At 66.1% G+C, this 25097-nt stretch carries 22 protein-coding genes; all 22 read right to left on the bottom strand.

Going from position 1 to position 25097, the window contains the following annotated elements; translation table 11 throughout:
• Nucleotides 1-2: 2 nt before the first annotated feature.
• Nucleotides 3-1046 (bottom strand): NAD(P)-dependent oxidoreductase, encoded by a 1044-nt coding sequence (locus QO207_RS12875; protein WP_301532784.1) that lies wholly within the window; start codon nt 1044-1046, stop codon nt 3-5.
• A 48-nt stretch (nt 1047-1094) separates the two neighbouring features.
• Nucleotides 1095-1742: an HAD family hydrolase gene (locus QO207_RS12880; protein ID WP_301532785.1), complete on the bottom strand. Its 648-nt coding sequence runs from the start codon at nt 1740-1742 to the stop codon at nt 1095-1097.
• Nucleotides 1743-1775: 33 nt separating this feature from the next.
• Nucleotides 1776-2822, bottom strand: a complete 1047-nt coding sequence (locus QO207_RS12885) for a glycosyltransferase family A protein (protein ID WP_301532786.1) — start codon at nt 2820-2822, stop codon at nt 1776-1778.
• Nucleotides 2823-2852: 30 nt separating this feature from the next.
• Nucleotides 2853-3716, bottom strand: coding sequence for a class I SAM-dependent methyltransferase (locus QO207_RS12890; protein WP_301532787.1), 864 nt, complete (start codon nt 3714-3716; stop codon nt 2853-2855).
• Nucleotides 3717-3780: 64 nt separating this feature from the next.
• The gene (locus tag QO207_RS12895; protein WP_301532788.1) at nt 3781-4788 is read right to left on the bottom strand and encodes a hypothetical protein; all 1008 of its coding nucleotides are present in this window, start codon (nt 4786-4788) and stop codon (nt 3781-3783) included.
• Between the two features lie 17 nt (nt 4789-4805).
• A complete protein-coding gene (locus tag QO207_RS12900; protein WP_301532789.1) occupies nt 4806-5612 on the bottom strand; it encodes a phosphocholine cytidylyltransferase family protein in 807 nt (268 codons plus the stop codon).
• Complete coding sequence (locus QO207_RS12905) at nt 5609-6217, bottom strand: gamma-glutamyl-gamma-aminobutyrate hydrolase family protein (RefSeq protein ID WP_301532790.1); 609 nt, start codon at nt 6215-6217, stop codon at nt 5609-5611. The genes QO207_RS12900 and QO207_RS12905 overlap by 4 nt, the downstream gene beginning before the upstream one ends.
• Complete coding sequence (locus QO207_RS12910; RefSeq protein ID WP_301532791.1) at nt 6214-8532, bottom strand: PEP-utilizing enzyme; 2319 nt, start codon at nt 8530-8532, stop codon at nt 6214-6216. Before QO207_RS12910 ends, QO207_RS12905 begins: the two co-directional genes overlap by 4 nt.
• 6 nt (nt 8533-8538) lie before the next feature.
• Nucleotides 8539-9288 (bottom strand): class I SAM-dependent methyltransferase, encoded by a 750-nt coding sequence (locus tag QO207_RS12915; protein ID WP_301532792.1) that lies wholly within the window; start codon nt 9286-9288, stop codon nt 8539-8541.
• A complete protein-coding gene (locus tag QO207_RS12920) occupies nt 9278-9835 on the bottom strand; it encodes an adenylyl-sulfate kinase (RefSeq protein ID WP_301532793.1) in 558 nt (185 codons plus the stop codon). Before QO207_RS12920 ends, QO207_RS12915 begins: the two co-directional genes overlap by 11 nt.
• On the bottom strand, nt 9825-10850 hold the full coding sequence (locus tag QO207_RS12925; protein WP_301532794.1) for a class I SAM-dependent methyltransferase: 1026 nt from the start codon (nt 10848-10850) through the stop codon (nt 9825-9827). Before QO207_RS12925 ends, QO207_RS12920 begins: the two co-directional genes overlap by 11 nt.
• An 18-nt stretch (nt 10851-10868) precedes the next feature.
• A complete protein-coding gene (locus QO207_RS12930) occupies nt 10869-12692 on the bottom strand; it encodes a thiamine pyrophosphate-binding protein (RefSeq protein ID WP_301532795.1) in 1824 nt (607 codons plus the stop codon).
• 1 nt (nt 12693) lies between these two features.
• Entirely contained in the window at nt 12694-14226 is a 1533-nt protein-coding gene (locus tag QO207_RS12935) for an N-acetylneuraminate synthase family protein (RefSeq protein ID WP_301532796.1), read from the bottom strand.
• Complete coding sequence (gene rfbH / locus QO207_RS12940; RefSeq protein ID WP_301532797.1) at nt 14223-15551, bottom strand: lipopolysaccharide biosynthesis protein RfbH; 1329 nt, start codon at nt 15549-15551, stop codon at nt 14223-14225. The genes QO207_RS12935 and rfbH overlap by 4 nt, the downstream gene beginning before the upstream one ends.
• A complete protein-coding gene (rfbG, locus tag QO207_RS12945) occupies nt 15548-16612 on the bottom strand; it encodes a CDP-glucose 4,6-dehydratase (protein ID WP_301532798.1) in 1065 nt (354 codons plus the stop codon). The genes rfbH and rfbG overlap by 4 nt, the downstream gene beginning before the upstream one ends.
• Nucleotides 16603-17373, bottom strand: coding sequence for a glucose-1-phosphate cytidylyltransferase (rfbF, locus tag QO207_RS12950; RefSeq protein ID WP_301532799.1), 771 nt, complete (start codon nt 17371-17373; stop codon nt 16603-16605). Before rfbF ends, rfbG begins: the two co-directional genes overlap by 10 nt.
• Nucleotides 17374-17497: 124 nt before the next feature.
• Nucleotides 17498-19087: a flagellar hook-associated protein 3 gene (locus QO207_RS12955; RefSeq protein WP_301532864.1), complete on the bottom strand. Its 1590-nt coding sequence runs from the start codon at nt 19085-19087 to the stop codon at nt 17498-17500.
• A 16-nt stretch (nt 19088-19103) separates the two neighbouring features.
• Nucleotides 19104-21104, bottom strand: coding sequence for a flagellar hook-associated protein FlgK (gene flgK, locus QO207_RS12960; protein WP_301532800.1), 2001 nt, complete (start codon nt 21102-21104; stop codon nt 19104-19106).
• Between the two features lie 35 nt (nt 21105-21139).
• A complete protein-coding gene (gene flgJ, locus QO207_RS12965) occupies nt 21140-22387 on the bottom strand; it encodes a flagellar assembly peptidoglycan hydrolase FlgJ (RefSeq protein ID WP_301532801.1) in 1248 nt (415 codons plus the stop codon).
• A 10-nt stretch (nt 22388-22397) separates the two neighbouring features.
• Complete coding sequence (locus QO207_RS12970; RefSeq protein ID WP_301532865.1) at nt 22398-23486, bottom strand: flagellar basal body P-ring protein FlgI; 1089 nt, start codon at nt 23484-23486, stop codon at nt 22398-22400.
• A 67-nt stretch (nt 23487-23553) separates the two neighbouring features.
• Nucleotides 23554-24246: a flagellar basal body L-ring protein FlgH gene (gene flgH, locus QO207_RS12975; protein ID WP_192431924.1), complete on the bottom strand. Its 693-nt coding sequence runs from the start codon at nt 24244-24246 to the stop codon at nt 23554-23556.
• 41 nt (nt 24247-24287) lie between these two features.
• Nucleotides 24288-25073, bottom strand: a complete 786-nt coding sequence (gene flgG, locus QO207_RS12980; protein ID WP_301532802.1) for a flagellar basal-body rod protein FlgG — start codon at nt 25071-25073, stop codon at nt 24288-24290.
• Nucleotides 25074-25097 lie beyond the last annotated feature (24 nt).

The raw sequence follows: 25097 nt of genomic DNA on the forward strand, positions 1-25097 counted from the left end.
CCTCAGTGGCCGGCGGTGTCCGTGCACCAGCGCGCGGTGCGCAGCAGTGCCTCGTCCAGCGACGTCCAGATATCCAGGCCCAGGCTGCGGGCACGCTGGATATCCGGTATGTAGCGGGACCGCTGCGTGCCGGGTGCCGCGGCCGGAATCTCCAGCGGCTTGCCCGGCGCCAGCAACGCGCCGGTGCGGCGTGCCAGGTCAGCAATCGACAATGCCTGGTCGGAACCAATGTTATAGACCGTGCCGCCCTCTCCCCGGGCCAACAGGGTCAACAGCCAGCCAGCAAGATCCGCGCCATACAGGTAGCTGCGCAGCGCCAGCCCGGCCGAGGCGAGCACGATGCGCTCGCGGAACAGCGCGTCGCGTATGAAGTTGCCCACTGCGAAGTGCGCATCCAGCGGCAGACCGGGACCGACGAAGGCGAAGCCGCGGGTATGCACTACGTCAAAAGCATGACGCTCGGCGTACAGGGCGCCAAGCATTTCCGCCACGCGCTTGCCTTCGCCATAAACCTGCCGCGCGTCGAAGCTGGCGCAGGCGCGCGTGTCGACCTCGCGCCAGCCGCCCTCCTCCAGGCCATCGCCGTATTGAGCGCCGGAGCCGGTCAGCAGTACCCGACGCACGCCGCTACGTACCGCGAGTTCGAGCGTTTCGCGAGTACCGTGATAGAGGGTGTCGAACAGCGCCAGGCGATCCGCCTGCCCGGCCACCGAGCTGTCGGTGGCAGCGTGCAGCATATAGTCGGCGCGCAGCTGCACGGCCGACAGGTCTCGAATATCCGCCACCTGCCAGTGCAGCCAGGAGCACGTGCGGTAGTGCGGCTCGCTGTCGAGGAAGCGCTGCGGATCACGGGAAATCACCGTGACGCGCAGGTTCCAGCCCTGCTCGTTGAGGCCGTCGCACAGCGCCAGCAGCCATTTGCCGAAGAAGCCGGTGCCGCCAGTGACCAGCAGGTGCGCGCCCTGCAAGGCCTGGAGCCGCTCAAGGCGCGCCGCGACTCTCTGCACGTCCTCGCGGATCAGCGGATGGGCCAGGCTCATCGACATGCTCTTTCTCCTTGCCTGGGCATCACCAACAGGTTCTGCCTGTGAAACTCAGCGGGCTTCATCCAGTGCCAGGCGCTCGGCCACGGCCTGCGGCGTGGCCAACGGCTGCAACTGCTCGGCAAACTGTCCGTACCCCCAGGCCACCGGCCAGAAGTCCACGGCGTTGGCGGCGGCGGCGCGCCCATCCTGCTCGGTATCGCCCAGGTAGATCGCGCTGCCCGGCTGGATAGCCAGCGCACTCATCAGCGCTCCGATCATGCCGGCCTTGTCGCTGTACAGCCCCGGATGCGAGTCACTGGCGTAGACCGCGCAGAAGTACTCGGCCCAGCCCAGTTCCTGGAGGATGCGCTGGGTCGGCAGCAGGCGCTTGTTGGTGGCTATGGCCAGTACCAGGCCGCGCTCGCGCAGCGCGTCAAGCACCTGCGGCCAGCCCGGATAGGCCGGTGTGGTCAGGCACACCTGGGCGTCGTAGATCTCGCGGAAGCTGGCGCTCAGAGCATCCAGCAGCGCCGGCTCGCTCTGCCCGCTCAGCGCTTCGAGGGTCGGGCGCAGTGGCGGGCCGATGAGGCTGCTGTCGATGGCCCGGCGCGGTAGCAGGTCATGGGCTTCGAGCACCTGGCTGAAGGTGGCGAGGATGGCCGGCGCGGAGTCCACGAGCGTGCCATCGAAATCGAACAGTAGGTGAGTCTTTTTCATGAGCAATTCGGCTAGAAATTCTGTGGTTGATTCTCAGAAGTACAGCTGCGTCCATTGATCGTAGGGCAGGTCGACCAGCTCTTTCAGCCGTGTGAGGTTCTTGTGCTTGTCCAGCGTCCCCTCCTCCGTCAGCGCAGCGTCGGGCAGGTCGAGCGGCATGCGCGGCACGCACTCGATCAGCCAGCGCAGGATATCGCGGCGGGCATCGCCCAGCAGCGCGGCGGTACGTGGGTTACGCACATAATTGAAGGCCGTGCGCGCCAGTCCCGCAGTGGTGAGGATGCGCCCGGTCTGGTTGATCTTGGCCAGGTAGCGCGCGGTGTCGGGAAACAGGTCGTTGTCGAAGTAGATCACGTCGTAGAGCAGCGCGACTTCCTCGACCAGCCCGTCGCCCATCGAGGCGGTGTCGCTGCTCTCATGCACGCGATAGACGCCCAGCCGCTGATTCGCCACGAAGGCCGGATGGCGGGCGGCCAGGCGCGCCACCAGGTAGTGGTCGCCCATGCTGCCCTTGCGCAGCGAATAGGCGCGGTTGAAGGTTTCCAGGCTGCGGCGTACGCCGCCGACGCGGTCGAAACGCTCGCGGTCGATGACGCAGAACGAAGGGAAGATCCAGTTGCTCAGGCACAGGTACGGCAGGATTTCGTGCACGCCTGTGTCCAGGCGCGGCAGCGCGATGCCGGTGTGTTCGATCACCTGCTCGCCCAGCAGGCGGCTGGCGTTGCTGTAGGCAAAGGCGCATTCAGGATTTTCGAGCAGGCCCCGCTGGACGCAGGCCTCGAGGAAGGTCGGCTGCCAGTAGTCGTCGGCGCAAAGCATCACCCAGTAGCGCGCATGGGTCATCTCATAGGCCTTGAGCACCGAATGCGACGGGCCGATGTTGGTCGCGTTGCGCACGTAGCGGATGCGCGCGTCGCGCTGGCAGTAGTCGGCCATCAGCGCCTCGGTGTTGTCCTCCGAGGCATTGTCGATGACCAGCACGCCGAAATCGCCGTAGGTCTGCGCCAGGATCGAATCCAGGCAGCGGCCGAGAAAGCGCCCGTAGTTGTAGGTTGGAACGATGATATCGACGCTGTGCATGAGAGAACTCATCGAAGAGAGAAACTCCAGTCAGGCCGCCAGGCGGCACACCAGGGAAAACACCCGCACCGGCCCATTGCCCACGTCCACTTCCAGGCTGCCCAGGCTCTCGACCTCCAGCCCCGCACGCGTCACCAGCGCACGCAACGAGGCTTCGCAATAGAAGTTGATGTGCTCGTGCCAGTGGCGCTTGTCCTGCCAGCGCGCATTGCCGGCAGCGATCTGCTGTACCAGGCCCTCGCAGGGCACCTCGATGTACAGCAGGCTGTCAGGGGCGAGCACGGCGGTCACTTCGTCGAGCAACGCCAGCGGCTCGGGCACGTGTTCCAGTACCTGGCTGAGCACCACCAGCTGGTAGTGATGCTCGCGCGCCTGCTGCGCATCCACGCGCTGCGCGCCGTCCACCAGCGGACGGTCGGAAATCTCCAACACATGGTGCTGCGCCAGCCGCCCACGAAATGGCGTGTTGATGCCGCTGTCGCCACCCCAGTCGAGCACCCGCTGCGGCGCGGGCAGCAGCGGCGCGAGGAAGGCCTCGACCTGCGCGGCGTAGCCGCCGCCCTGCAGCAACTGCTGGTTGCGCCGTGCGTAACCGGGCTCGTAGTGATCGCGCAGGGCCGTGTAGTCCTCGCCGCGATAGTCGCGGTACAGGCGGCCCAGTTCTTCGCCATCGAAGCGCAGGTCGAGGAAAGTCAGCTCGCACGCCGGACAGTGCAGCGTATTGCACAGCGCATAGGCATGCCCCGGCGCCAGATCGCGCAGGCCCCAGGCTTCGGTGACCTCTACCGGCGTCCAGCCGAACACCCGGTGCGCCACGAAAGGCATGAGGATCGCCGGAGAGCGCTCCAGCGCGGATGCGCCACAACAGACGCAGGCTTGGGCGATGACCGCCATCAGTGACTCCTTGAATGAAAATGGCTGGGCGCCTGGCCTTTGGGCACCGGAGCACGCCGGGCTTTCATCGGTAATCCAGGTCAATGCCCAGCGCCAGCAAGTGCTCGCGGGCAATCTGTGCCAACCGGCTTTCGTCCTGCTCATTGAGCAGGCTCTGTACACGCTCATCCACCTGCTGCTCGAACGCCGCGTAACGCTCCAGCGTACCGGGGATGACTTGCCACGGATCGTTGCCGGCCAGGATTCGCTTCTTGTAGGCATGTGGCAAATGGAACCAGCGATCGGGAGCGACGAAGATGTGCTCCTTGATCTCCAGGGTCAGCGCGCCCTGGTTGGGGAACGGCCGCGGCGGATTGAAGTAGCCGACACCCAGCGGCAGGCCGTCGATCGACAGGTTGTTACGGAAGGCAAACGACACCTGGGTCGCCCAGTGGTCCACGCGCGGGTAGTCCACCTGGGGAATATCCAGGTCGGGAGCAGCAATGCCGCAGGTGCGCAGCACAAACGCCACCTCCCCCTGCAAGTCGCTCTGCAGGTTGGCGAACGGGCGCAGATGCACCGGGTGCCCTGCCTGCTCGTAGAGCGCCTGCTGGCAACGGTAGTCGACCATGTAGTGGTAGTGTTCGACGAACTCGGCGAACCCCAGCGGCAGCGGTGTATTGAATGGCTGGTAGATGCCGCTGGCGTGCTCATTGCCCTCGCAGAGGGCGAAGATGGTATGGACGATCAGGTAGGTCTTGTACGACGACACCAGGTTGTCCACCGGGTTGCGGGTCCAGAGGAACACCGGCGCGCGGGGCAGCAGACATCGGTCGAGGTTGTCGCGGATACGCAATGCCTGCGCTTGCGCCAGCGGAAAGCAGTGGTTGATCAGGCCCACCGCGATGTTGTCCAGCGCAGTCGGCAGGGCGCATTGTTCGGAGAGCCGGGAAGTCTTCCCGGGCAGCGACTCGAGGCTGCCGTCTGCCAGCAGCGGGTCGGTGTGCCAGAAACTGGGGACGAACAGATTGTCGACCAGCTGCAGGCTTTCGAGCAGGCTGGCGGTCCCAACCCTGCCGTGGCACAGCAGCATGAAAGAAGCTCGGGTCGTCATGCTCGGCTATCGCTCCTCTGTCCAGCGCTCGCATACGAGCCCAACCCCTGACGCTCCCCGGCAAAGGCCTGGGCAAAGCGTTCAGCCAGACTCACCGAGGCTTGCAGGTCCTGGGAGGAGTCGATCTCGCCCCACAGCCCCCGATAAGGGATTGCAAGCACCTCCTGACGCCCCGCCTGAATGATCGCCTGCAGGGCCCCAGTCATGTGCAAGGCATCGCACTGACTGTCATCAAGTAGCTGGCGCACACGCAACAGCTCGGCCCATGCCGAAGGAGTGAAGCGCAGCAGCCCCATGTACTGCCCCTGGATCGCCTCGATTTGCGTCGGCCGCTGGCCGATTTCCAGCAGTTGGCCATCGGCGCTGACCCGGAAGGTCTCGGCGTCGCTCAACGGGTCATCGAAGCGTGCCTCCCACAACGCTCGCCAGGCGGGGTCGTAGGTGATTGCCAATGGCGCGGAGCTGGCGGCGAGCAACCGGACCGCGCTGGGCTGGTAGAACAGATCGGAATAGCTCACCAGGCAGGCTTCGCTGCCCAACCACTCCTGGGCACAGGCCAGCGAGCTCACCATGTTGGTCCGCGCCCAGTGCGGATTGTGGAACTCGACGAGCCCGCGGTCGGCCAGGCACTCGCGACGGTAGCCGGTGACCACGGCGATTTCACTCGCCCCTCCCAGGCGCAACGCCTCCAGCTGCCAGTCGAGCAGGGCTCGCCCCTGCAGCGGAACCAGGCACTTGGGGCGCTCATCGGTCAGCTGGCGCATACGGCTGCCGCGTCCAGCTGCCAGAATAATGGCTTTCATTCAAACAACGCCTTCAAACGATTGATATCCAGCTGGCGCAACGACGGCTCACGTTCGGGATGCCACATCCAGCCCTGCCATGGCAGTTGCCGATGAGCAATCGCCTCCAGGCAGCCATCCTCACTGCGCGCCAGTGCGTCGAAACCCTCCGGGCAATCGGCCAGCGCCCAGCAGTGGTAGCTGTTGACCTCGTCCTCGATCTGCCCGACCAGACGGTGCCGGCAGGCCACATGAGCACTCACCGGGCGCAGGCCCGTACCAGCCCAATGCGCCAGCATCTGCATGCCCCGGCAAATTCCCAGCACCGGCATATGCCTGGTCGCCGCATGCTCCAGCAATGCCAGCTCGACGGCATCGCGCTCAGGGCGCTCGGCAATATCGTTGCCTCCCGAAAGCACGATGGCGTGTGGCCTGACGGCTGCAAGCCAGGCATCGAGCAGGCTATCAGCAGCCTGTCGATCCGCCGCGCCCAGCAGGTTGGGCACCGGCACCGGCAGATAACCGGCAGCCAACAGGAACCCGCTCAGGCGCTGATCGAGCCCGTCACGCACTTCGGCAGTTGCCGGGCTGATGTCCACTCGCTGGCTGACCGCCACGACTTTCATGCCAGAACCTCCACGCGCTGCCCGGCGCAATCGACGAACAGCCGCTGAGCCTGCTGCCAGCGCTGGAAGCTGGCCTCGCCTGCACCGATGACGGCCGGCAGCCCCAGCTCACCGGCACGAATGGCCATATGCGAGTTGGCCCCGCCCCAGGTCGTGATCAGCCCGGCGATCGGGCACGCGAACAGCCAGTCGAAACCGGGGTCGGCATTGGGTATGCAGACGATGCGACCGGCCAGTTCCCCGCGCTCCAGTACACTGGTCACCGGCGCCGTGACCTGCTTCTGGGTGATGAAGTTGGGCTGGTGGGCGGCCTGCATGAACCCCCAGACATCCTCGGGCTGGGTGATCAGCGCGGGCAGCGTGGTCCTGAGCGTCTGCTCGTAGCGGCGCCGGCCGGCGGCGATGCTCCGTTCCAGGCACTCGCGCGGGTCATCCGACCCCATGTAGAGCTCCTGCACGGCACTGATATCGCAGTAGGCCAGCGCCTCGCGAGACAAGCCCAGCGAGGCGCCCAGCTCACCGATGAGCACCAGCGCGTCGGACAGGTTACGGGTGAAATGGAATTTGGCCAGTTCGCGCAATTCGATACCGGCCTGCAGGAAATCGAACAAGCCTACCGGGTCGCACTCAAGCCCGTGCGCCTCGAGCAGTCGGGCAATTTCGCGCATCTGCGGCAGGGTAAAAGCGAAAGGCGCCGGTGGCTCCGGCGCACACTGGCGCTCGCTCCAGTCGAAATACTGCGCTGGCGCCTCGTCATAACGCGGCGAAAGAATGTCGTAGGTTCCGGGCCGCAGGTGGCCATAGCGGGCCAGGAACAGGCTCGGATCCAGCGCCACGCGATCACGCGCCAGTTGACCACTGACGGTGGAAAGGCTGCGCACGAACGCATCGTAATCGGCAGCGGAAAACACCCCGACCGCCACCAGCGACTTGAGCATCTGAACAGCCACGAAACCGGCGCGTGCAAGACCGGCAAACGGCAACGTACCGTAGCGTTTGGCATCCTCGAGGAGCCAGTAGATGCGTTCGACAGGCTGCGCCGCGGAAGCTTCCAGTTTCTTGCGGCGAGCCTCCAGCACGTCCAGCTTGGCGGCATCCGAGCGCCACAGCCCCTCGCGAGGATGGATGATGCGGTTGGTCAGGCGCCGCAGGCTCTGTGCTATGGCCTCGCGCTCCGCCTCGCTGAAACCCGCTTCAGCCAGGCATTCCAGGCGCCGTGGCAGGTCCAGCGTATAGCAGGAAAAGACCACCTCGAACTCCACCTTGTCGTGCAGTTGCGGGGCCGCGATCAGGCGCTGGATGTAATAGTCCACCAGGCGCCCGGCCAGCCCCTCGTCGAGATCGGCCGGGATGAAGGAGTTGAACGAAACCCGCACGTCGATATAGGGCAGCCCGGCAAAGTTGGGCATCAAGGGCACGCTGCGCAGGTTGCGATAGCCGTAGTTGTGCCGCTGGTAGGCCCAGATGGAATCCGTCACCAACTCTCGATACAGCGACAGCGCCAGAGGCTTGGGCCGTATGCCGATGATCTCCGCGGGATTCCAGTCCGGCATCACGCCATAGACGGTGCGCTGGCCCAGCAGAAACGGCGAGACACGCATGCCCTGGGCCACCTTTTCGGCGATCAGTGCCAGCCGACGGGCCTGTTCGGCAGCCTCGTCAGGCACCTTACGCAGCAGCAGAGGGCGTACCTGGAGCAGCCACAGCATCGGCTGGCCGGCGGGCCCGGCAGTCACCGCGAACTCGCAGTCCAGCGGCTGGCCGGAGAACCGCAGGAGCAACTCGTCGAGCAAGGCCAGCACGGGCCCGACTTCCTCGGGAGCCGGACGAGGACTGTGCGCAGCCTGCTGCCAGACTTGCCCGCCCGTGCCCGTGGTTACCGCGGTGGTGTCGCTACCCTCGGACCAGTTGATGACGCGATACGGTGCACAGGTGTTCGGGTCATGGCTGAACGCTACGCCGGCTCGCACGACACCGCGCAGCATTGGCTGGATCAGCACCTCCTGCTGCGGATCAGCGTCGCCGTAGGAGGCGAACACCCGGTCGATGGCCTGATCCAGTTCGTCGCAGGCGACATCCAGCAACGACAGGTAAGCGCCAGCACGGGAACCCTGGTGGCTGTCCTCGTCCTTGCAGCTTGAGCGCACAATCCAGGGGCCGCTCCCCAAGCGGGACGGAACCTCCGCCAGGCTTTGCGCGCGCGCCTGATGCCAGCGCGCCAGGCCGATGCACACCTGGGGCGCAATATGTGCCGTCTTCAGCAGGCCATCGAGCCCCGCCAGCGTGCGCGCCTTGGTCGAGAATCCGGACGCCATGAGCGGCTATCGCAACCGCGCGACCCAGACATGGGTCGAATAGGGTATGTCGATACTGGCCGTCCCCATCTCCTGCAGATACCCCTGAATCTCATCGATGATCTGCGCGAACGCTCCACCCGCCTGGCGCTGCAAGGTGGCATGCGAGCGCCAGGCTTCGACGCATTCATCGATGCTCTGGCGATGCAGCACCGCCGCATCCAGATGCACCACGGCCCCGAACAGTCCGCTGGCATCGATGACGGACGTCTGGTCCTCGCGCCGGCTGCCATAGCCATAATCGGGAATGTGCGCGCGGATGATGGATTCGATGCGTGACTGGATCGGATCGTCCAGGCGGCGGTGATTCCACATGCAGGCAAACCAGCCGCCCGGCTTGAGGATACGGGCGGTTTCCGCCAGCGCGGCCTGGCGATCACAGACATTGAACGAGCTGCCGAAGGTCACCAGGTCGAATGCCTGGGCGACCTGGCCGGTCGCCTCCCCCGTACCCTCGTGCCAGTGCACACCCTGCAGATGGGCAGTACGCGCGACCCCGTTGGCACGCATGGCATCGTTGGGTTCCACGGCGGTCACCCGCGCCCCGCGGGCTGCCAGCATCAGGGTCAGGTGCGCAACACCCGCGCCTACATCGCAGACTTCGCTGCCCGCCCGCTGCCGGGCAATCGCCAGCATTGCGTCGATGGCCGCCTCGGCATAATCCGGGCGCTTCAGGTAAGCATCGGCGAGCGCCGTGTAGTCCCACTCAGTTTTCATGGGCCGATTCCTTTTGCAGATGATTCAACAGTGCCTCGGCAACGACGTGCGGCGGGCGCTGCGAGGAAAACTCCTCCAGCCAATCCGCCGACTCCGGTTCGTCGATGGCAAGATCCAGTCCGGCCACGTGCTGGATCTCCCCGCGCTGGAAGCGCTGGTAGAGACCCTTGGGATCACGTCGGACAAGTTCCTCGATCGGGGTCTTCAGGTACACCTCGAAATAACCGGGCAGGTTGGCCCGGTTCCATGCATGTACCTCGCGAAACAGCGAAATGGTGGCGATGACCACGGTGAGATTCTGCCGGGCGATGACCTGGCAGAGATGGGCATATTGCAGGGCCAGGGCCAGGCGGGCTTCGCGGCCATGATTCTGTGCGGTGGCGGCCACGGCGCCGAATACCTCGCGCAACTCGTCGCCATCCAGCAGCACCACCGGTTCACCGCGCGCGCGCAGACGCTGGGCGAGCTCCGCAGCCAGCGTCGACTTTCCGGCCCCTGACAGTCCGGTGATCCAGAGCACCCTGCCCTCGGCAGCTTCAGAGCGCATCGAAAAGACTCTCCAGCGCGACCAGACGCTCGGCGGCGATGCCCTGGTCCAGCAGGTGCCGGCGGATCGAGCTGCCGTAGCGCAGCGAACAGATGAGGATCGGCAGCGCGGCATGGGCGACCGGGTCGTAGCCTGTGATGCTGAATGCGCCGACCTGCCGGCCGTGCTTTTCCGCCGCGGAATCCACCAGCGCGCGGATCGGCAGCGCCTCTGCCAGAGGCGCAACGTAGTTGAGGTAGTCGCCGCCGATACCATAGGCAATGAACGGCCCGCCCAGGTACTGCTGGAAACGCTGCAGCAGGTGCTGGCGGCGTTGCTCCGGCGTCGGCTCCGGGCGGGCGATCACCTGGATCGAGTCGCAATACAGCGGGGACTCGTAGTGCCCGCGGCTCAGCGCCTGACAGGTGAAGCCGCAGCTGGCCAGCAGGATCGTCAGCGATGCCGGGGTGAACTGATGCAGGTGCTCGGGGTTCAGGTCATTGCTCAGCCACGGATGCCCGGCGCGATTGGGCACCTCGATCAGCAAGGCGCCGCGCTCCGTCAGCAAACGGCGCCAGGCGAGCAGTTCCGTGGTCAGGTCGGCGATGTGTTCCAGCACATGGAACGACAGGATCAGATCGTAGGGCGCGCTCTGTACCTGCGCCGCCGGCTGGCAAAACACCTGGTCCAGGCGGGTCGCGGCGAGCACGCTGTCCTGGGACAACTCGATGCCGTCATAGGCCACGGCAGCCTGTGCCTTGACCGCCGCACCCAGGCCACCTTCGGCGCAACCGACTTCCAGCACACGTTCGGTGGTCGGCTCGATCAGCGCCAGGACGGCAGCCAGCCGCGCGTCGATCTTGCGGGCAAACCAGGGCGCCTGCTCGTCATTGCGCGCCACCAGGCCGGCGTAATAGCCGGCACCATCGGCGAGCTCTGCCGCGTCGCGCCAGCGGTGCCCGCAGCGCGGGCAACTGGCATCGCGCGGATGCTCGACCACCGGCTCGGCGGGCGAAGCGCAGCACGGACAAGTCACGCCCGGCAACGCCACCCCTCAGCCGCCCCGCGCCTTGCGCGATACCGGGCTGAGGTGGCCGTTCATTTCGCGCTCCAGCACTTCCAGCGGCAGCAGCGGGCTCATGTCCTCCAGCGGCATCGAGGTCATCGAGCCGTCGGGCTGCGGCACGGCGGCGACTTTCGGGCTCAGCGCCTCGTCGCTCATCAGCATCACCTCGACGATCATCGGGCGCGGCTGGCTGACCGCTTCGACCAGGCCCTCGGCCAGCTCGGCGGCATCGCGGATGCGCTTGAACGGCAGGTGGTAGGCCCGCGCCAGCTCTTCCAGGTCGGGCATCCACAGCCCGGCTTCCGGACCGGTGCCGACGTAGCGCGCTTCGAAGTAGTTGCGCTGGGTGTTGCGGATCGAGGCGTAGCCGCCGTTGTTCATCACCACCAGGCAGATCGGCAGGTTGAAGCCGCGCAGCGTGGCCAGCTCCTGCAGGTTCAGCTGCAGGCTGCCGTCGCTCTCCACCGCCACCATCGGCTTGCGGCCGTTGGCGAAGCAGGCGCCGATGGCCGCCGGCAGGCCGTAGCCCATGGCGCCCAGGCCGGAGGTGAGGAACACGCGCTGGCCGGGGCGGTTGCGGAACACGGTGTAGAACACTTCCACCGCGAGGCCCGAGCTACCGGTGCTGACCAGGGTGTCGGCAGGCACCGCATCGGACAGCGCATCGGCAAACTGGAAGTGGCTGATCGCGCCGCTGGCCGGGAACGGCTGGCCGTCATTGACGCCGTAGCGGGCCTTCCAGTCGGCGCAGCGTTCCAGCCATTGCGGGCGACGGAACTCGGCCCCTGCGGTGGCGCCGGCCAGGGCGGTGATGAAGGCATCGGCGCTGCTGGTCACGGCCACGTCGATGGGCATGTCCAGCTTGGCGATCTCATTGGCGTCGACGTCGACCACCACCTTGCGCGCGCCACGGGCAAAGTCCCGCGGGGCGTAGGCGGTGATGATGTTGTCCAGGCGGCTGCCGATGGCGATCAGCAGGTCGGCGTTCTGGATCGCGAAGTTCGGTGCACGCAGCGCCACTACACCAGGGCGGCCGACGTACAGCGGGTGTTCGTAGGGCAGCAGGTCCAGAGCGTTCCAGGTGGTCACCACCGGTACGCCAAGGGCTTCCACCAGCTCGCGGAAGGCATTGGCCGCGCCGCTCAGGCGCACGCCATGGCCGGCGAGGATCAGCGGACGCTGCGCACCTTCGAGCAGTGCGCGGACCTGTTCGAGCAGCGCGGTATCGATGGCGGCGACAGGCTGCGCGTCATTGCTCCAGCCCTCCAGGCTGTTCGGGTCGATGGGCGCGCCCTGGACATCCAGCGGCACGTCGATCCACACCGGGCCGGCACGGCCGTCACGGGCGATGAAGGCGGCGCGTTCGAGTTCGCGGCGAATATCTTCGGGGCGCTCGACGGTCACCGCGTACTTGGTGATCGGCTTGACCACGCTGACGATGTCGACTTCCTGCACGCCCTTCTGCCGCAGCGGCGCGCCGCGCAGCAGGTCGGCACGCTTGACCTGGCCGGAGACCAGCAGCAGCGGCACCGACTCGATCCAGGCGCCGGCCACGGCGGTTACCGCGTTGGTCGCGCCGGGGCCGGTGGTGACCATGGCCACGCCGAGGTTCTCGTTGATCCGGCAGTAGGCTTCGGCGGCGATCGCCGCGGCCTGTTCGTGGTGGCAGGCGACAACCTCCAGCTGCGGGTGCTTGCCCACCGCGTCGTTGAGGTGCATGGCGCCGCCGCCGGGCAGCAGGAACACATGCCCGACGCCCTGTCCGGCGATGAAGTCGGCGATGTAGTCGGCAACACGATAGGGGGTCGGCACGTCAGTCCATCCAGTAGCTCAAGAGGGTTTTACGGTCCCGATTGGCGTTGATCGCCTCGTCGGTATAGAACGAATCGTTGCTGAAGTGAGTCGAGGACAGCTCCTCGATGATCGCCCCGTTGGCACTGCTGAAGGCGTGCCGCACGCCCGGCTCGACGGTGACCACGTCACCCGGCCGACAGACGCGCTCGACGCCGTCCAGGCGCAGCACCAGCTCGCCGTGCAGCACGTGGAAGGTCTCTTCCTTGCGCTGGTGGTACTGCTCCGGGTGTTCCTGGCCGGGCAGCAGCATCAGCAGCTTCTTGCAGTAGCCACGGTTGACCACGGTGAGCATGGTCAGGCCGATCTCGTCGAAGCGATCCAGGCCGTAGTGGTGGGAAATCTCCAGGTCGACGCGACCGGGTACCACCACGTGGCTGTCGCGCAGTTGCGCGCGGACCTGCTGGACGATTTCCCAGACCTTGTCGCGCACATCGCGGCGGGTCGCGTTGGCCGGTGCCAGCGCAGCATCCACCGGGATGTCCGCCTGGGCGGTGAAGGTGGCGTACTTGCTCCAGTCGTTGGCGGTGAACTGCTCGTCCTGCGGCGGGAAGGCGAAGTACACGTCTTCGGCGTGCACCACTTCGCCGGCACGGATCGGCCGCTTGGCGAACACTCCACGGCGCAGCGAACGCAGGCTGGCGCGCTCGGACTCGTTGACCGGCAGGCGCTGTTCGCCTTCGCCGCACAGCAGCAAGGCGTACTGCGCGGCTTCGAGCCAGCGGCGAACCTGCTCGGGGCTGGCCGAGTAGGCATTGATCGGGTAATCCGCGGTGGGCAGGCCGACGTGCTTCTCGAAGATGCGCGCGCCCTTGGCCAGGGCGATCTTGACGATGTCGGTGTTGTCCGGGTTCTCGTGGGTCGAGAAGCCGACGCGCACGCCGGGGTAGCGGCGGCGCAGGAAGTCCACCTGCGACAGGTGCATGTGGGCATCGGGCGTGGGGTATTCGCCCACGCAATGCAGGATGGCGAAATCCTTCTCGCGGTGGGTGAGGAAGCTCACCAGGCGATCGAGTTCTTCCAGAGTCGAACCGGCGGTGGAGACGATCAGCGGGCGCGCGGTCTGCACCACGCGTTCGAGCAGCGGCCAGTCGCTCATCGAGCAGCTGGCGACCTTGATCGCATCCAGGCCCTGCTCCTCGATCACCGCGACAGAGGCTTCGTCGAACGGCGTCGACAGGCAGTGGAAACCGTTGGCGCGGATTTCCGCCACCAGGGTGTCGAACTGCTCGCGGGACAACCGCGTTTCGCTGAAGCGCTTGATGTACTTGATGTCGTCGCGACCCTGCATGGACGGATGGATGAAGCTGTCCAGGTCGCGGTATTGCAGCTTGAAGGCGAAGCGATAGGGGAAGTCGCGGCAGACCTCGGCGAAGGCGCGGATCAGCGCGATGCCGTGGGCCACGTCGCCCATGTGGTTGTTGGCCATCTCGAGGATGAACAGCGGGCGGTCGAACAGTTCGCTGGCTGCTGGTGCGGTATTGGCAGTGCTCATCGGTGGGCTCCTCGGCCGAACCAGGCCTCGATGCGGCGTGCGACGTGTTCCAGGTGCTCTTCGCCGAGCCCCGGCCACACGCCCACCCAGAAGGTGTCTCGCATTATCCGGTCGGTCACCGGCAGATCGCCGACGACCCGGTAGTTCTGGCCCTGCATGTAGGGCTGGCGCGTCAGGTTGCCGGCGAACAGCAGGCGCGTGCCAACCCGATCAGCGTCCAGGTGACGCAGCAGTTCGACACGGGCGTGGGCCTGGCCGTCACGCAGGGTCAGCGGGAAGCCGAACCAGGATGGGTCGCTGTTGGGCGTCGCCTCGGGCAGCACCAGCACGTCCTCGCAGCTGCGCAGACGTTCCTTGAGCCAGGTGAAGTTCTGCCGGCGCGCAGCGATGAAGCCCTCGACCCGGTCCATCTGCGCCAACGCGCAGGCGGCCTGCATGTCGGTGATCTTCAGGTTGTAGCCCAGGTGCGAGTAGATGTACTTGTGATCGTAGCCGGCCGGCAGGTCGCCCAGTTGCCAGTCGAAGCGCTTGCCGCAGGTGTTGTCCTGGCCCGGCGGGCAGTAGCAGTCGCGGCCCCAGTCACGGAAGGATTCGATGATCCGCGCAAGCTTCGGGCTCTGGGTGAACACCGCCCCGCCCTCGCCCATGGTGATGTGGTGCGCCGGGTAGAAGCTCAGGGTGCCGATGTCGCCGAAGCTGCCGACCAGCTTGCCGTCGTAGGTCGAGCCCAGGGCGTCACAGCAGTCCTCGATCAGCCACAGGCCGTACTTGTCGCACAGCGCGCGCACGGTGGCGAGGTCGAACGGGTTGCCCAGCGTGTGGGCGAGCATGATGGCCTTGGTCTTTGGCCCGATGGCCGCTTCGATCAGCGCCGGGTCGATGTTGTAGGTGCCCATCTGCACGTCGACGAACACCGGCACCGCACCGAACTGCAGGATCGGGTTGACCGTGGTCGGGAAGCCGGCGGCCACGCCGATCACTTCGTCGCCCGGACGGATCGCGCGGTCGCCCAGGCGTGGCGAAGTCAGCGCGGAAAACGCCAGGAGGTTGGCCGAGGAGCCGGAGTTGGTGGTCAGCACGCAGCGCTGGCCGAGGAACTTCGACAGGCGCCGCTCGAACTGTTCGTTGAAGCGGCCGGTGGTCAGCCAGCCATCGAGCACGGCTTCGGTCATCTGCTGCAGCTCACCGCTACCGATCACCTTGCCGGACGGCGGCACGCTGCTCTGCCCGGGGACGAACACGCGCGGCGCGAACTCCAGCTCGGCATAACGGGCCACCAGTTCGGAAATCTGTTGGCGCAGGGCCTGCGCCGTTTCTGTAGTCATAGAGCTTCGCTTGAATACCGCTCGATCTGTTGAAGGGTGAAGGCACGCATGTCCTGGCCAGCCTGCCAGGCACGCTGCCAGTCCACCGTGTGGGCCAGCGCCTGTTCCAGGCTCCAGCGCGGCTGCCAGCCCAGGCGCTTGCGCGCCTGCGAGGAATCCAGCGCCAGCATGCCGGCCTCGTGTACCTGGCCGGCCGACTCGACGCGCCAACGGCTCGGTTCGGGCCACAGGCTGGCCAGGCTCGACACCACATTCTGCACGCTGACCACGCTATCGGGGCCCGGCCCGAAGTTCCAGGCGCCGCCAAATTCCTGACTGTTTCCCAGCAGGCCCTGGGTCAGTTGCAAATAGCCGGCCAACGGCTCCAGCACATGCTGCCAGGGCCGGGTCGCCTGCGGATAACGCAGCACCACTTCCTCCCCGGCAGCCCAGGCGCGGAAGACGTCGGGCAGCAGGCGGTCGGTGGAGAAGTCGCCGCCGCCGATCACGTTGCCGGCGCGGGCGCTGGCCAGGCCGACTCCGGCTTCTTCGAGGAAGGCACGGCGGTAGCTGGCGCAGACCAGCTCGGCGCAGGCCTTGCTGGCGCTGTAGGGGTCGTGGCCGCCGAGCGGGTCGTTCTCCCGGTAGGGCCACAACCACTCGCGGTTCTCGTAGCACTTGTCGGTGGTCACCACCAGCACGGCACGGACCGATGGCGCCTGGCGCACCGCCTCCAGCAGGTTGACGGTGCCCATCACGTTGGTCGCGTAGGTATCGGCGGGGTTGCGGTAGGACTCGCGCACCAGCGGCTGCGCTGCAAGATGCAGGACGACTTCAGGTGCGAATCCCCGGACTGCCGCCGCCAGTTGCCCGGCTTCACGGATATCGGCGAATTCGCCGGCGATCACCTCGTCCAGTCGCGCGGCCTGCCACAGGGTCGGCCCATCTGGCGGCGCCAGCGAATAACCGCGCACTTCGGCGCCCAGCTCGCGCAGCCACAGCGCCAGCCATCCTCCCTTGAAACCACTGTGCCCGGTGAGCAGTACGCGGCGCCCACGCCAGGCTTGCGGGTTCAGCGCCACAGGTGCCACTCCGCCTCGCCGCTGCGCCAGCGATCTTCCAGCAGCGTGCGGTCGCGCAGGGTGTCCATCGGCTGCCAGAAGCCGTCGTGGGTGTAGCTCATCATCTGCCCGTCGCGCGCCAGGTTGCGCATGGGCTCCAGTTCCCAGGAGATCGCATCGTTGTGGATGTAGTCGATCACCGAAGGTTCGAGGACGAAGAAGCCGCCGTTGATCCAGCCGCCATCGCCCTGGGGTTTTTCCTGGAAGCCGGCGACGCGGTCGCCGTCCAGTTCCAGCGCGCCGTAGCGACCCGGTGGCTGCACCGCGGTGACGGTGGCCAGGCGGCCGTGCTGGCGGTGATAGGCGACCAGCGCGCCGATATCGATATCGGCCACGCCGTCGCCATAGGTGAAGCAGAAGGGTTCGTCATCCAGGTAGTCGCGCACCCGCCGCAGGCGCCCGCCGGTGCCGGAGTCCTCGCCGGTATCGACCAGGGTCACGCGCCAGGGTTCGGCGTGGCGTTCATGGATGTGCATGCGGTTCTCGGCCATGTCGAAGGTGACGTCCGAGGAGTGCAGGAAGTAGTTGGCGAAGTACTCCTTGATGACGTAGCCCTTGTAGCCCAGGCAGATCACGAAATCGTTGATCCCGTAGTGGGAGTAGATCTTCATGATGTGCCAGATGATCGGCTTGCCGCCGATTTCGATCATCGGCTTGGGCTTGAGATGGGACTCTTCACTGATCCGAGTCCCCAGGCCACCGGCCAGGATTACCGCCTTCACGAGCACCTCCACATGCGAGCACGGGCCTGCGCCCGTTTCAGGGGGGCATAGTAGCTCATGCCCAAAATGCCATCACCCTCAAAGCCTTGTTGCATCAAGGCCTGTTGAATCAAAGCCAGTTGAATCAGAGCTTGTTGAACAGGCTCAGCTGGCTGATCCGCGCGAAGGCGGCCTGGGCCGCTTCGAGCATGGTCTGCTGCAACACCAGCTGCGAGGTCGCGGCGGCCATGTCGGTGTCGCGGATCGACGACTGGGTGGTGGTGTTGGTCAGCGCCAGGCTCTGGTTTTCCTGGTTGATCACATCGATGGTGTTGAGCCGCGCACCGACGGACGACTGGGTCGAGAGCACCTGGTCGCTGGCCTTGTCCAGGTTGGTGATGGCGCTGGCCACCAGGTTGCGGATGTTCAGCTGCGCCTGCGGGTCGCCGGCGGTGGAAGTATCCAGCGCCTTGCGCAGGTCACCGAGGGTGTTGAGGATGTTCTGCCGCTCCGGCGAGTTGGCGGTAACGCCGAACTGGTCGCCGGCCGCCGGCGCTGCGCTGATGGTCATGTCCACGCCGGCCACGGTGACGGTCTGCGGGAAGGTGGCGCCCAGCGTGCCGGTGGAAAGCGGCGTCGAGCCCTGGCTGGTGGGCAGCGCGTAGACCTCGAAGTCGGTGGCGCTGGTGAACTTGAGCTGCACACCGCTGCTGGGGAACTGCGTGGTGTAGGCGGTGCTGTTGCTCACCGAGGCCGAGGTGATCTGCGCGGTCGAGGTGTTGGTGGCGCTGCGCTTGACCGACAGGGCGTCCTGGGCGGTGCCGAAGCTGAAGCTGTAGCCGCTGACCAGGCTGTCCATGGTGCTGGCGTCGTCGCTGGAAGGCAGCGAAACGTCGAGCTGGAACTGCGAGCCACGGAAGTTGATGGCGTTGCTGTCGGCGGAGGTCGCGTCATAGGTGCCGTTGGTGTTGGCATCGCTGGTGACGTCGTTGCCGTCCTTGTCGAGGATCTGGTATTGCGTGCCGCTGAGCACCTTCAGGGTGTACGGCGCGCCATCGCGGAAGCTGGCGTTGTAGGTGCTGTCGCTGGTTACCGTGCCCTGGGAGAGGAACACGCGCTGCACGCCATCGGTGCTCGGGTTGCTGGTCACCGAGCTGATGGTGCGGCTGGCGTTGGCGGCCATCTCGAAGATGCTCCAGCCGTTGTCGTTGGTCGACAGGTTCAGGTTGTCGGAGATCTGCAGCTTGAGGGTGCTCTGGTCGCCCTGGTAGCTGTAGCTGCCGTCGGCGTTCTGCACGAACGGCTGCACGGTGCTCTTGCCGCCGGAGAACAGGTAGTTGCCGCTGGCGTCCTTGCTGTTCATCAGGGTCAGCAACTGCTTCTGGATCTCGCCCAGCTCATCGCTCACCGCGCCGCGGTCATCGTCGGTCAGCGAGCCGTCGCCGGCGCGCAGCACCAGTTCGCGGGCGCGCTGCAGGGCGGTGTTGATCGAGTCGAGGACGCTCTGTTCCTGGTTCAGGCTGTTGGTGGCGCTGGTCATGTTGCCGCTGTACTGGGTCAGCAGCGACTGCTGCTGTTCCAGCTGCAACAGGCGCGCGGCGCCGACCGGGTCGTCGGCGGGCGTCTGGATGCGCGAGCCGCTGGAGATCTGCTCCTGCAGCTTGGCGAGGCTGGAATAGCCGCGGTTGTAGTTGTCGATGTTGGAATTGAAGATCTGCGGGGTGGAAATTCGCACAACCATTTCAGCCTCCTCAGATGTTGTTCATCAGGGTGTCGAAGAGTGTCTGCGCGGTCTTGATGACCTGCGCGGACGCCGTGTAGTACTGCTGGAACTTCACCAGGTTGGCCGCCTCTTCATCGAGGTTCACCGCCGACAGCGAGTCGCGCGAGCCTTGCGCCTGGGTCAGCACCGCCGCGGTGGCGGTAGCGTCGAGCTTGGCCTGGTTGGCGGTGGCGCCAACGGTTTCGGTCAGGCTGCTGTAGGCGCCGGTCAGGCTCATGCCGCTGCCACTGCCGGTGCCGCTGCCGACGGTCTTGGCGCTCTGCAGGTCGATCAGCTTCTGCGCGTTGGTGTTGTCGGCGTCGCCGTTGCTGTTGAAGGCCACGCCGAAGCTGTCGCCCTTGCCCGGATAGCCGCCAATGGTGGTCTGGAAGCTGAACGCCGGCGTGCCCGGGACGGTGATGCTGATGTCGTTGTTCTGCCCCGGCACGATGTTGCCGGTGCCCAGCGAGTTACCCGCCGAGTCGTAGATGGTGTAGCCCTGGGTGCCGCCGCTGGCGGCGTCGAACACCAGCTTCACCGGCAGGCCGGCCTTGATCGCGGCGGCCATGGCGGTGCCGTTGCTGGCGTCCAGCTTGGTGGTCAGGGTGGTGCCGGCGATGGTGCCGCTGCCGGTGTTGCCGGTGGTGGTGCTGGCGACCACCGGCGAGGCGAAGGCCAGGCGGTTGGAGTCGGTCATGCTCACCGAGATATCGCTGGCCGCGGTGCGAGTCGGGATCACCGTGAAGCGGTCGCCGGCCTGCACGGTGCCGACGCTCTGCTGGCTGATGCTGAAGCCGTCGAATTCCTTGGGCGGGTTGTCGGTCAGATCGCCCGTGCCCATCACTGTGCCGTCGGAGGAGCGCTTGACGGTGTAGCCGGTGGCCGAGGTGAAGGTCACCTCGTAGTCACTGGTGGTCAGCGCGCTGCTGTCGGTGATGTTGACGTTGAGGTTGCCGGTACCGGTGTTGTGGGTGTTGGCCAGGCTGCGGTTGCCGATGACGCTGGCGTCGTTGATGTCCTTGAAGAGCTGCGCACCGAAGTTGCCGTTGAGGTCCAGGCCCTGGCCGAGCTGGCTGTTGAAAGTGTCGGCGAGGACGACGGCCATCCGCCCCAGTTCGTTCTGGGTGGTGTCCAGCACGTCGCTGCGGTAGCGCAGCAGGCCGCCCATCTGGCCGCCGGTGACGACCGAGGTGACGTCCATCGACGAGTTGCCGGAGGAGCTCAGGCTGAGGCTGAACTGCGACGGATTGTTGGCGCTCGGCCCGGCGGTCAGGGTGGAGGCGTTGCTGCCCACCACCAGCGGCTGGCCGGAACCCAGGTAGAGGTTGTAGTTGCTGCCCTGCTTGACCACGCTGACGCCGATCATGTCCGACAGCTGCACCACTGCCTGGTCGCGCTTGTCCAGCAGGTCGTTGGCGCTGGCACCGCCGGCCTGGGCCGCGGTGATCGCCTGGTTGTACTGGGCGATGGTCCGGGCGAGGTCGGTGACCTGGCCGGCCAGGCTGTCCATCTGCGTGTTGACGTAGCTGTTCTGCGTACCCAGCTGGGTGGAAATGGAGTTGAAGCGCTGCGCCAGGTTGCCCGCCTGGGTCAGCACCAGCTGCCGCGAGGCGGCATCGGTCGGCGTCGCCGCAGCGGTCTGCAGCGAGGCGAAGAAGTTCTGCATCACCTTGGACAGGCCGGTGGTGCTGTCGGACAGCAGCGAGTCGATCTGGTTGGTCTGCGCCAGGTAGGTCTGCGCATCGCTGTTCACCGACGTCGCGCCGCGTACCTGGTTGGCCAGGAACTCGCTGTACATGCGCCTCACGTCCTGCACGGTGGTACCGGTGCCGACGTAGTACTGCCCCGCGAACTGCGCGGCAGAAGTCCCCTGCACCGACTGCTGGCGGGTATAGCCGGCGACGTCGACGTTGGTGATGTTGTTGCCGGTGGTGCTCAGCGCCGTCTGCGAGGCGTTGAGTCCGGACAATCCTATGGACAAGAGGCTCATGGTCGTTCCTTGGCGCTTTCCACTCTACAAAGGCGTCAAAGCGTGCGGGTCGGGCCGTCGGTCATCGCGACGGTCTGGTAGACCTGCATCTGCTTGGCGATCTGGTTGACCTTGCGCGCGTACTGCGGGTCGGTCGCGTAACCGGCTCGTTGCAACTCCTTCATGAACTGGTCGGGACGCGCGGTGGAATCCAGCGCGCCCTGGTAGCGGTCGTTGTTCTGCAAAAAGCTGACGTAATCCTGGAAGCTCTGCTCGAAGGAGTTGTAGGCGCGGAACGAGGCCACTTCCTTCACTTGCTTGCCCTGCTCGAATTCGGTGGTGGTGGCGCGGGCCGAATCGCCCTTCCAGCTCGAACCGGTCTTGATGCCGAACAGGTTGTGGCTGCTGCTGCCGTCGCGCTGGGCGATCATTTTCTTGCCCCAGCCGGTTTCCAGCGCGGCCTGGGCCACCAGGTAGCGCGGGTCGACGCCGATGCGCTTGGCGGCGCGTTCGGCCATCGGCAGCATGGTGTTGATGAAGTCCTCGGCGGAGGCGAACATCGATTTGCCCGGCTTGGTGGAGATGGCCGAGACGTCGACGTCAGCGACCGGCACGGTGGTGTCGATCTGCTGGGTGTAAGCCTTGCTGCCACGCCAGTCGTTGCTCGCCAGCTGCGCCGGCTGATTGGCGCTGGAAGCCACGGCGTTGCCGTTCTCGGCGCCCGGCACCAAGCCGGCGGCGATACGCTGGGCGAGCTTGCCCGGCAGCGCGAGGCGGCGCGAGTTCAGCGCCTGGCGGTCGTCGCGGCCGGCTTCGGGCTGCGGCAAGGCCTTGCCGTTGGCGGCAAACACGCTCGGGGTCTTCTGCCGGTCGGAGGCCGAAGCAACGGCCGCAGCGCTCGGGGCAGCGTCGGTGGCCGCCTGGGCGCCGGTCTGGGCGAAGGGGTTGTTGCCGGTGTGGCGTACGCCCTGCATCTTCTCCATCTGCTTGACCAGCACGTCGGCCAGGCCGATGCCGTGGCCCTGGGTAGCCAGGGACACGGACAGCTGGTGGTCGTACATGTCCTGGTACTGCTTGGCCGCTTCGCTGTTCATCGGGTTGTCCTTGGCGAACACCTCGTTGGCCGAGCGCATCGATTTCAGCATCTCGTTCATGAACAGCGACTCGAACTCCTGGGCGACCTTGCGGATGTTGCCCGCGCTGTCGCGGCCCGAACCGGTCTTCATCGCCGACAGGCGATTGAGGTCGGTATAGGCGCCAGAGTTGGTCGACGAAGTTCCAGCAGAAAGCAGTTTGGCGTCCACGTCGTCGTCCTCAGATCACGATCAGTTCGGCTTGGAGCGCGCCGGCCTGTTTCAGGGCTTCGAGGATCGCCATCAGGTCGCTGGGCGCGGCGCCCACCTGGTTAACGGCGCGGACGATTTCATCCAGCGTGGTGCCGGGGCCGAACTTGAACATCGGCTTGGCTTCCTGGTTGGCGCTCACGTTGGAACGCGGCACCACGGCAGTCTGGCCGTTGGAGAACGGGCCGGGCTGGCTGACGATGGGGTCTTCGGTGATGGTCACGGTCAGGCTGCCGTGGGTCACGGCGGCCGGCGACACGCGCACGTTCTGGCCGATCACGATGGTACCGGTGCGCGAGTTGATGATGACCTTGGCCACCGCATCGCCGGACTGCACTTCGAGGTTTTCCAGCACGGACATGTAGTCCACGCGCTGGCTCGGGTCCAGCGGCGCGCTGACGCGCACCGAGCCGCCGTCCACGGCCTGGGCGACGCCCGGGCCGAGCAGTTCGTTGACGCGGTCGACGATGTGCTTGGCGGTGGTGAAGTCCGGGCGGTTGAGGTTCAGGGTCAGGGTGTTGCCCTGGTCGAAGCCGCTCGGCACCGCACGCTCGACGGTGGCGCCACCGGGGATGCGGCCGGCCGACGGAACGTTGACGGTAATCTTGGAACCATCGCGGCCTTCGGCGTCGAAGCCGCCGACCACCAGGTTGCCCTGAGCGATGGCGTAGGTCTGGCCGTCGATACCCTTGAGCTGGGTCATCAGCAGGCTGCCGCCGCGCAGGCTCTTGGAGTTGCCGATGGAGGACACGGTGATGTCGATGACCTGGCCCGGCTTGGCGAACGGCGGCAGGTCGGCATGGATGGACACCGCCGCGACGTTCTTCAGCTGCACGTTGCCCGAGCCCGCCGGGACCTTGATGCCGAACTGCGCCAGCATGTTGTTGAAGGTCTGCACGGTGAACGGCGTCTGGGTGGTCTGGTCGCCCGTGCCGTTGAGGCCGACGACCAGGCCGTAACCGATCAGCTGGTTGTTGCGCACGCCCTGGATGCTGGCGATGTCCTTGAGCCGCTCAGCCTGAGCATGCGGAATCATCGCCAACGCACAAAACACCACCATCACGTAGGAGCGGACTTTGTCCGCGATCGCTACCCACGTTTTTCCAGAGGCCATCATCGTCATCACCTCAGAACGGGAACAGCGGGCTGAGGAAGAAGCGATCGAACCAGCCCGGCTGGCTCGCATCGGCGAACGCACCGGTGCCCGAGTAGGTGATGCGCGCATCGGCCACGCGGGTGGAAGCGACGGTGTTGTCGGTGGCGATGTCGTCGGCGCGGATCAGGCCGGCGATGCGCACCAGCTCGTTGCCGGTGTTCAGGGTCATCCATTTCTCGCCGCGCACGGCGAGGATGCCGTTGGGCATGACGTCGGCCACGGTGACGGTGATCGAGCCGGTCAGGCTGTTGCTCTGCCCGGCCTGGCTGTCGCCCTTGGCATCGCGAGAGCCGCCGTATTCGGCGGAGAGGCTGAGGTCGCCACCACCCACCGGGTTGTTGGTGGTCAGGCCGCTGCCGAACATCGAGGTCAGGCCCATCTTGGTCTTGCTGTCCTTGGAGATGTCCGAGCTGGCCTTCTTGCTGGCCTGGGTCTTCTCGTTGAGGGTGATGGTGATGATGTCACCCACACGGAAGGCCTTGCGGTCGCCGTAGAGGTTGTTCTCGAAGCCGGCCTGGTAGATCGACCCGTTGTTCTGGGCGGCCGGCGCGGGAGTGCGCGGCAGCACCGGAGCGTAATAGGGATCGTCCGGCTTGGGCGGCGGGCTCACGCACCCTGCCAACGCGGCGATGGCCAGCAGCGGAAGGAGGTGGGAACGGTTCATCTACAGCTACCTCTCGGGGAGAGCGACTACGGGATCAGGACTTACAGGTTCTGGGTAACGAAGGAGAGCATCTGGTCGGCGGTGGAGATCACCTTGGAGTTCATCTCGTAGGCGCGCTGGGTGGTGATCATGTTCACCATCTCTTCCACCACGCTGACGTTGGAGTTCTCCAGGGTGTTCTGCAGCACGGTGCCCAGGCCGTTCAGGCCCGGCGTGCCGACCTGGGGCGCGCCGCTGGCGGCGGTTTCCAGGAACAGGTTGTTGCCGGTGGCCTGCAGGCCGGCCGGGTTGATGAAGTCGGCGGTCTGGATGTTGCCGATGATCTGCGGCGTGGCGTTGCCGGCTACGGTGACCGAGACGGTGCCGTCGTTGCCGACGGTGAAGGTCTGGGTTTCCGGCGGCACGATGATGGCCGGCTCCAGGGTGTTGCCGTTGGAGGTGACGATCTGGCCATCGGAATTCAGGTGGAAGCTGCCGTCACGGCTGTAGGCGACGGTGCCGTCCGGGGTCAGCACCTGGAAGAAGCCACGACCGTTGACCGCCATGTCCAGCGGATTGTCGGTGGTCTGCAGGCTGCCGGCGGTGAAGTTCTTCTGGGTGCCGACGATGCGCACACCGGTGCCCAGCTGCAGGCCCGAGGGCAGCTGGGTGTCCTGGGTCGAGTTGGCGCCGGGCTGACGCTTGATCTGGTAGAGCAGGTCCTGGAACTCCGCGCGGTCGCGCTTGAAGCCCGTGGTGGACACGTTCGCCAGGTTGTTCGAGATGGTGGTCAGGTTCATGTCCTGGGCGGACAGACCGGTCTTGCTGACCCAAAGTGCCGGAAGCATGTCGTTCTCCTCGGGCGCCGGTTT

The organism is Pseudomonas sp. CAN1, from assembly GCF_030462585.1.
In the GTDB taxonomy this organism is placed as follows: Bacteria; Pseudomonadota; Gammaproteobacteria; order Pseudomonadales; family Pseudomonadaceae; genus Pseudomonas.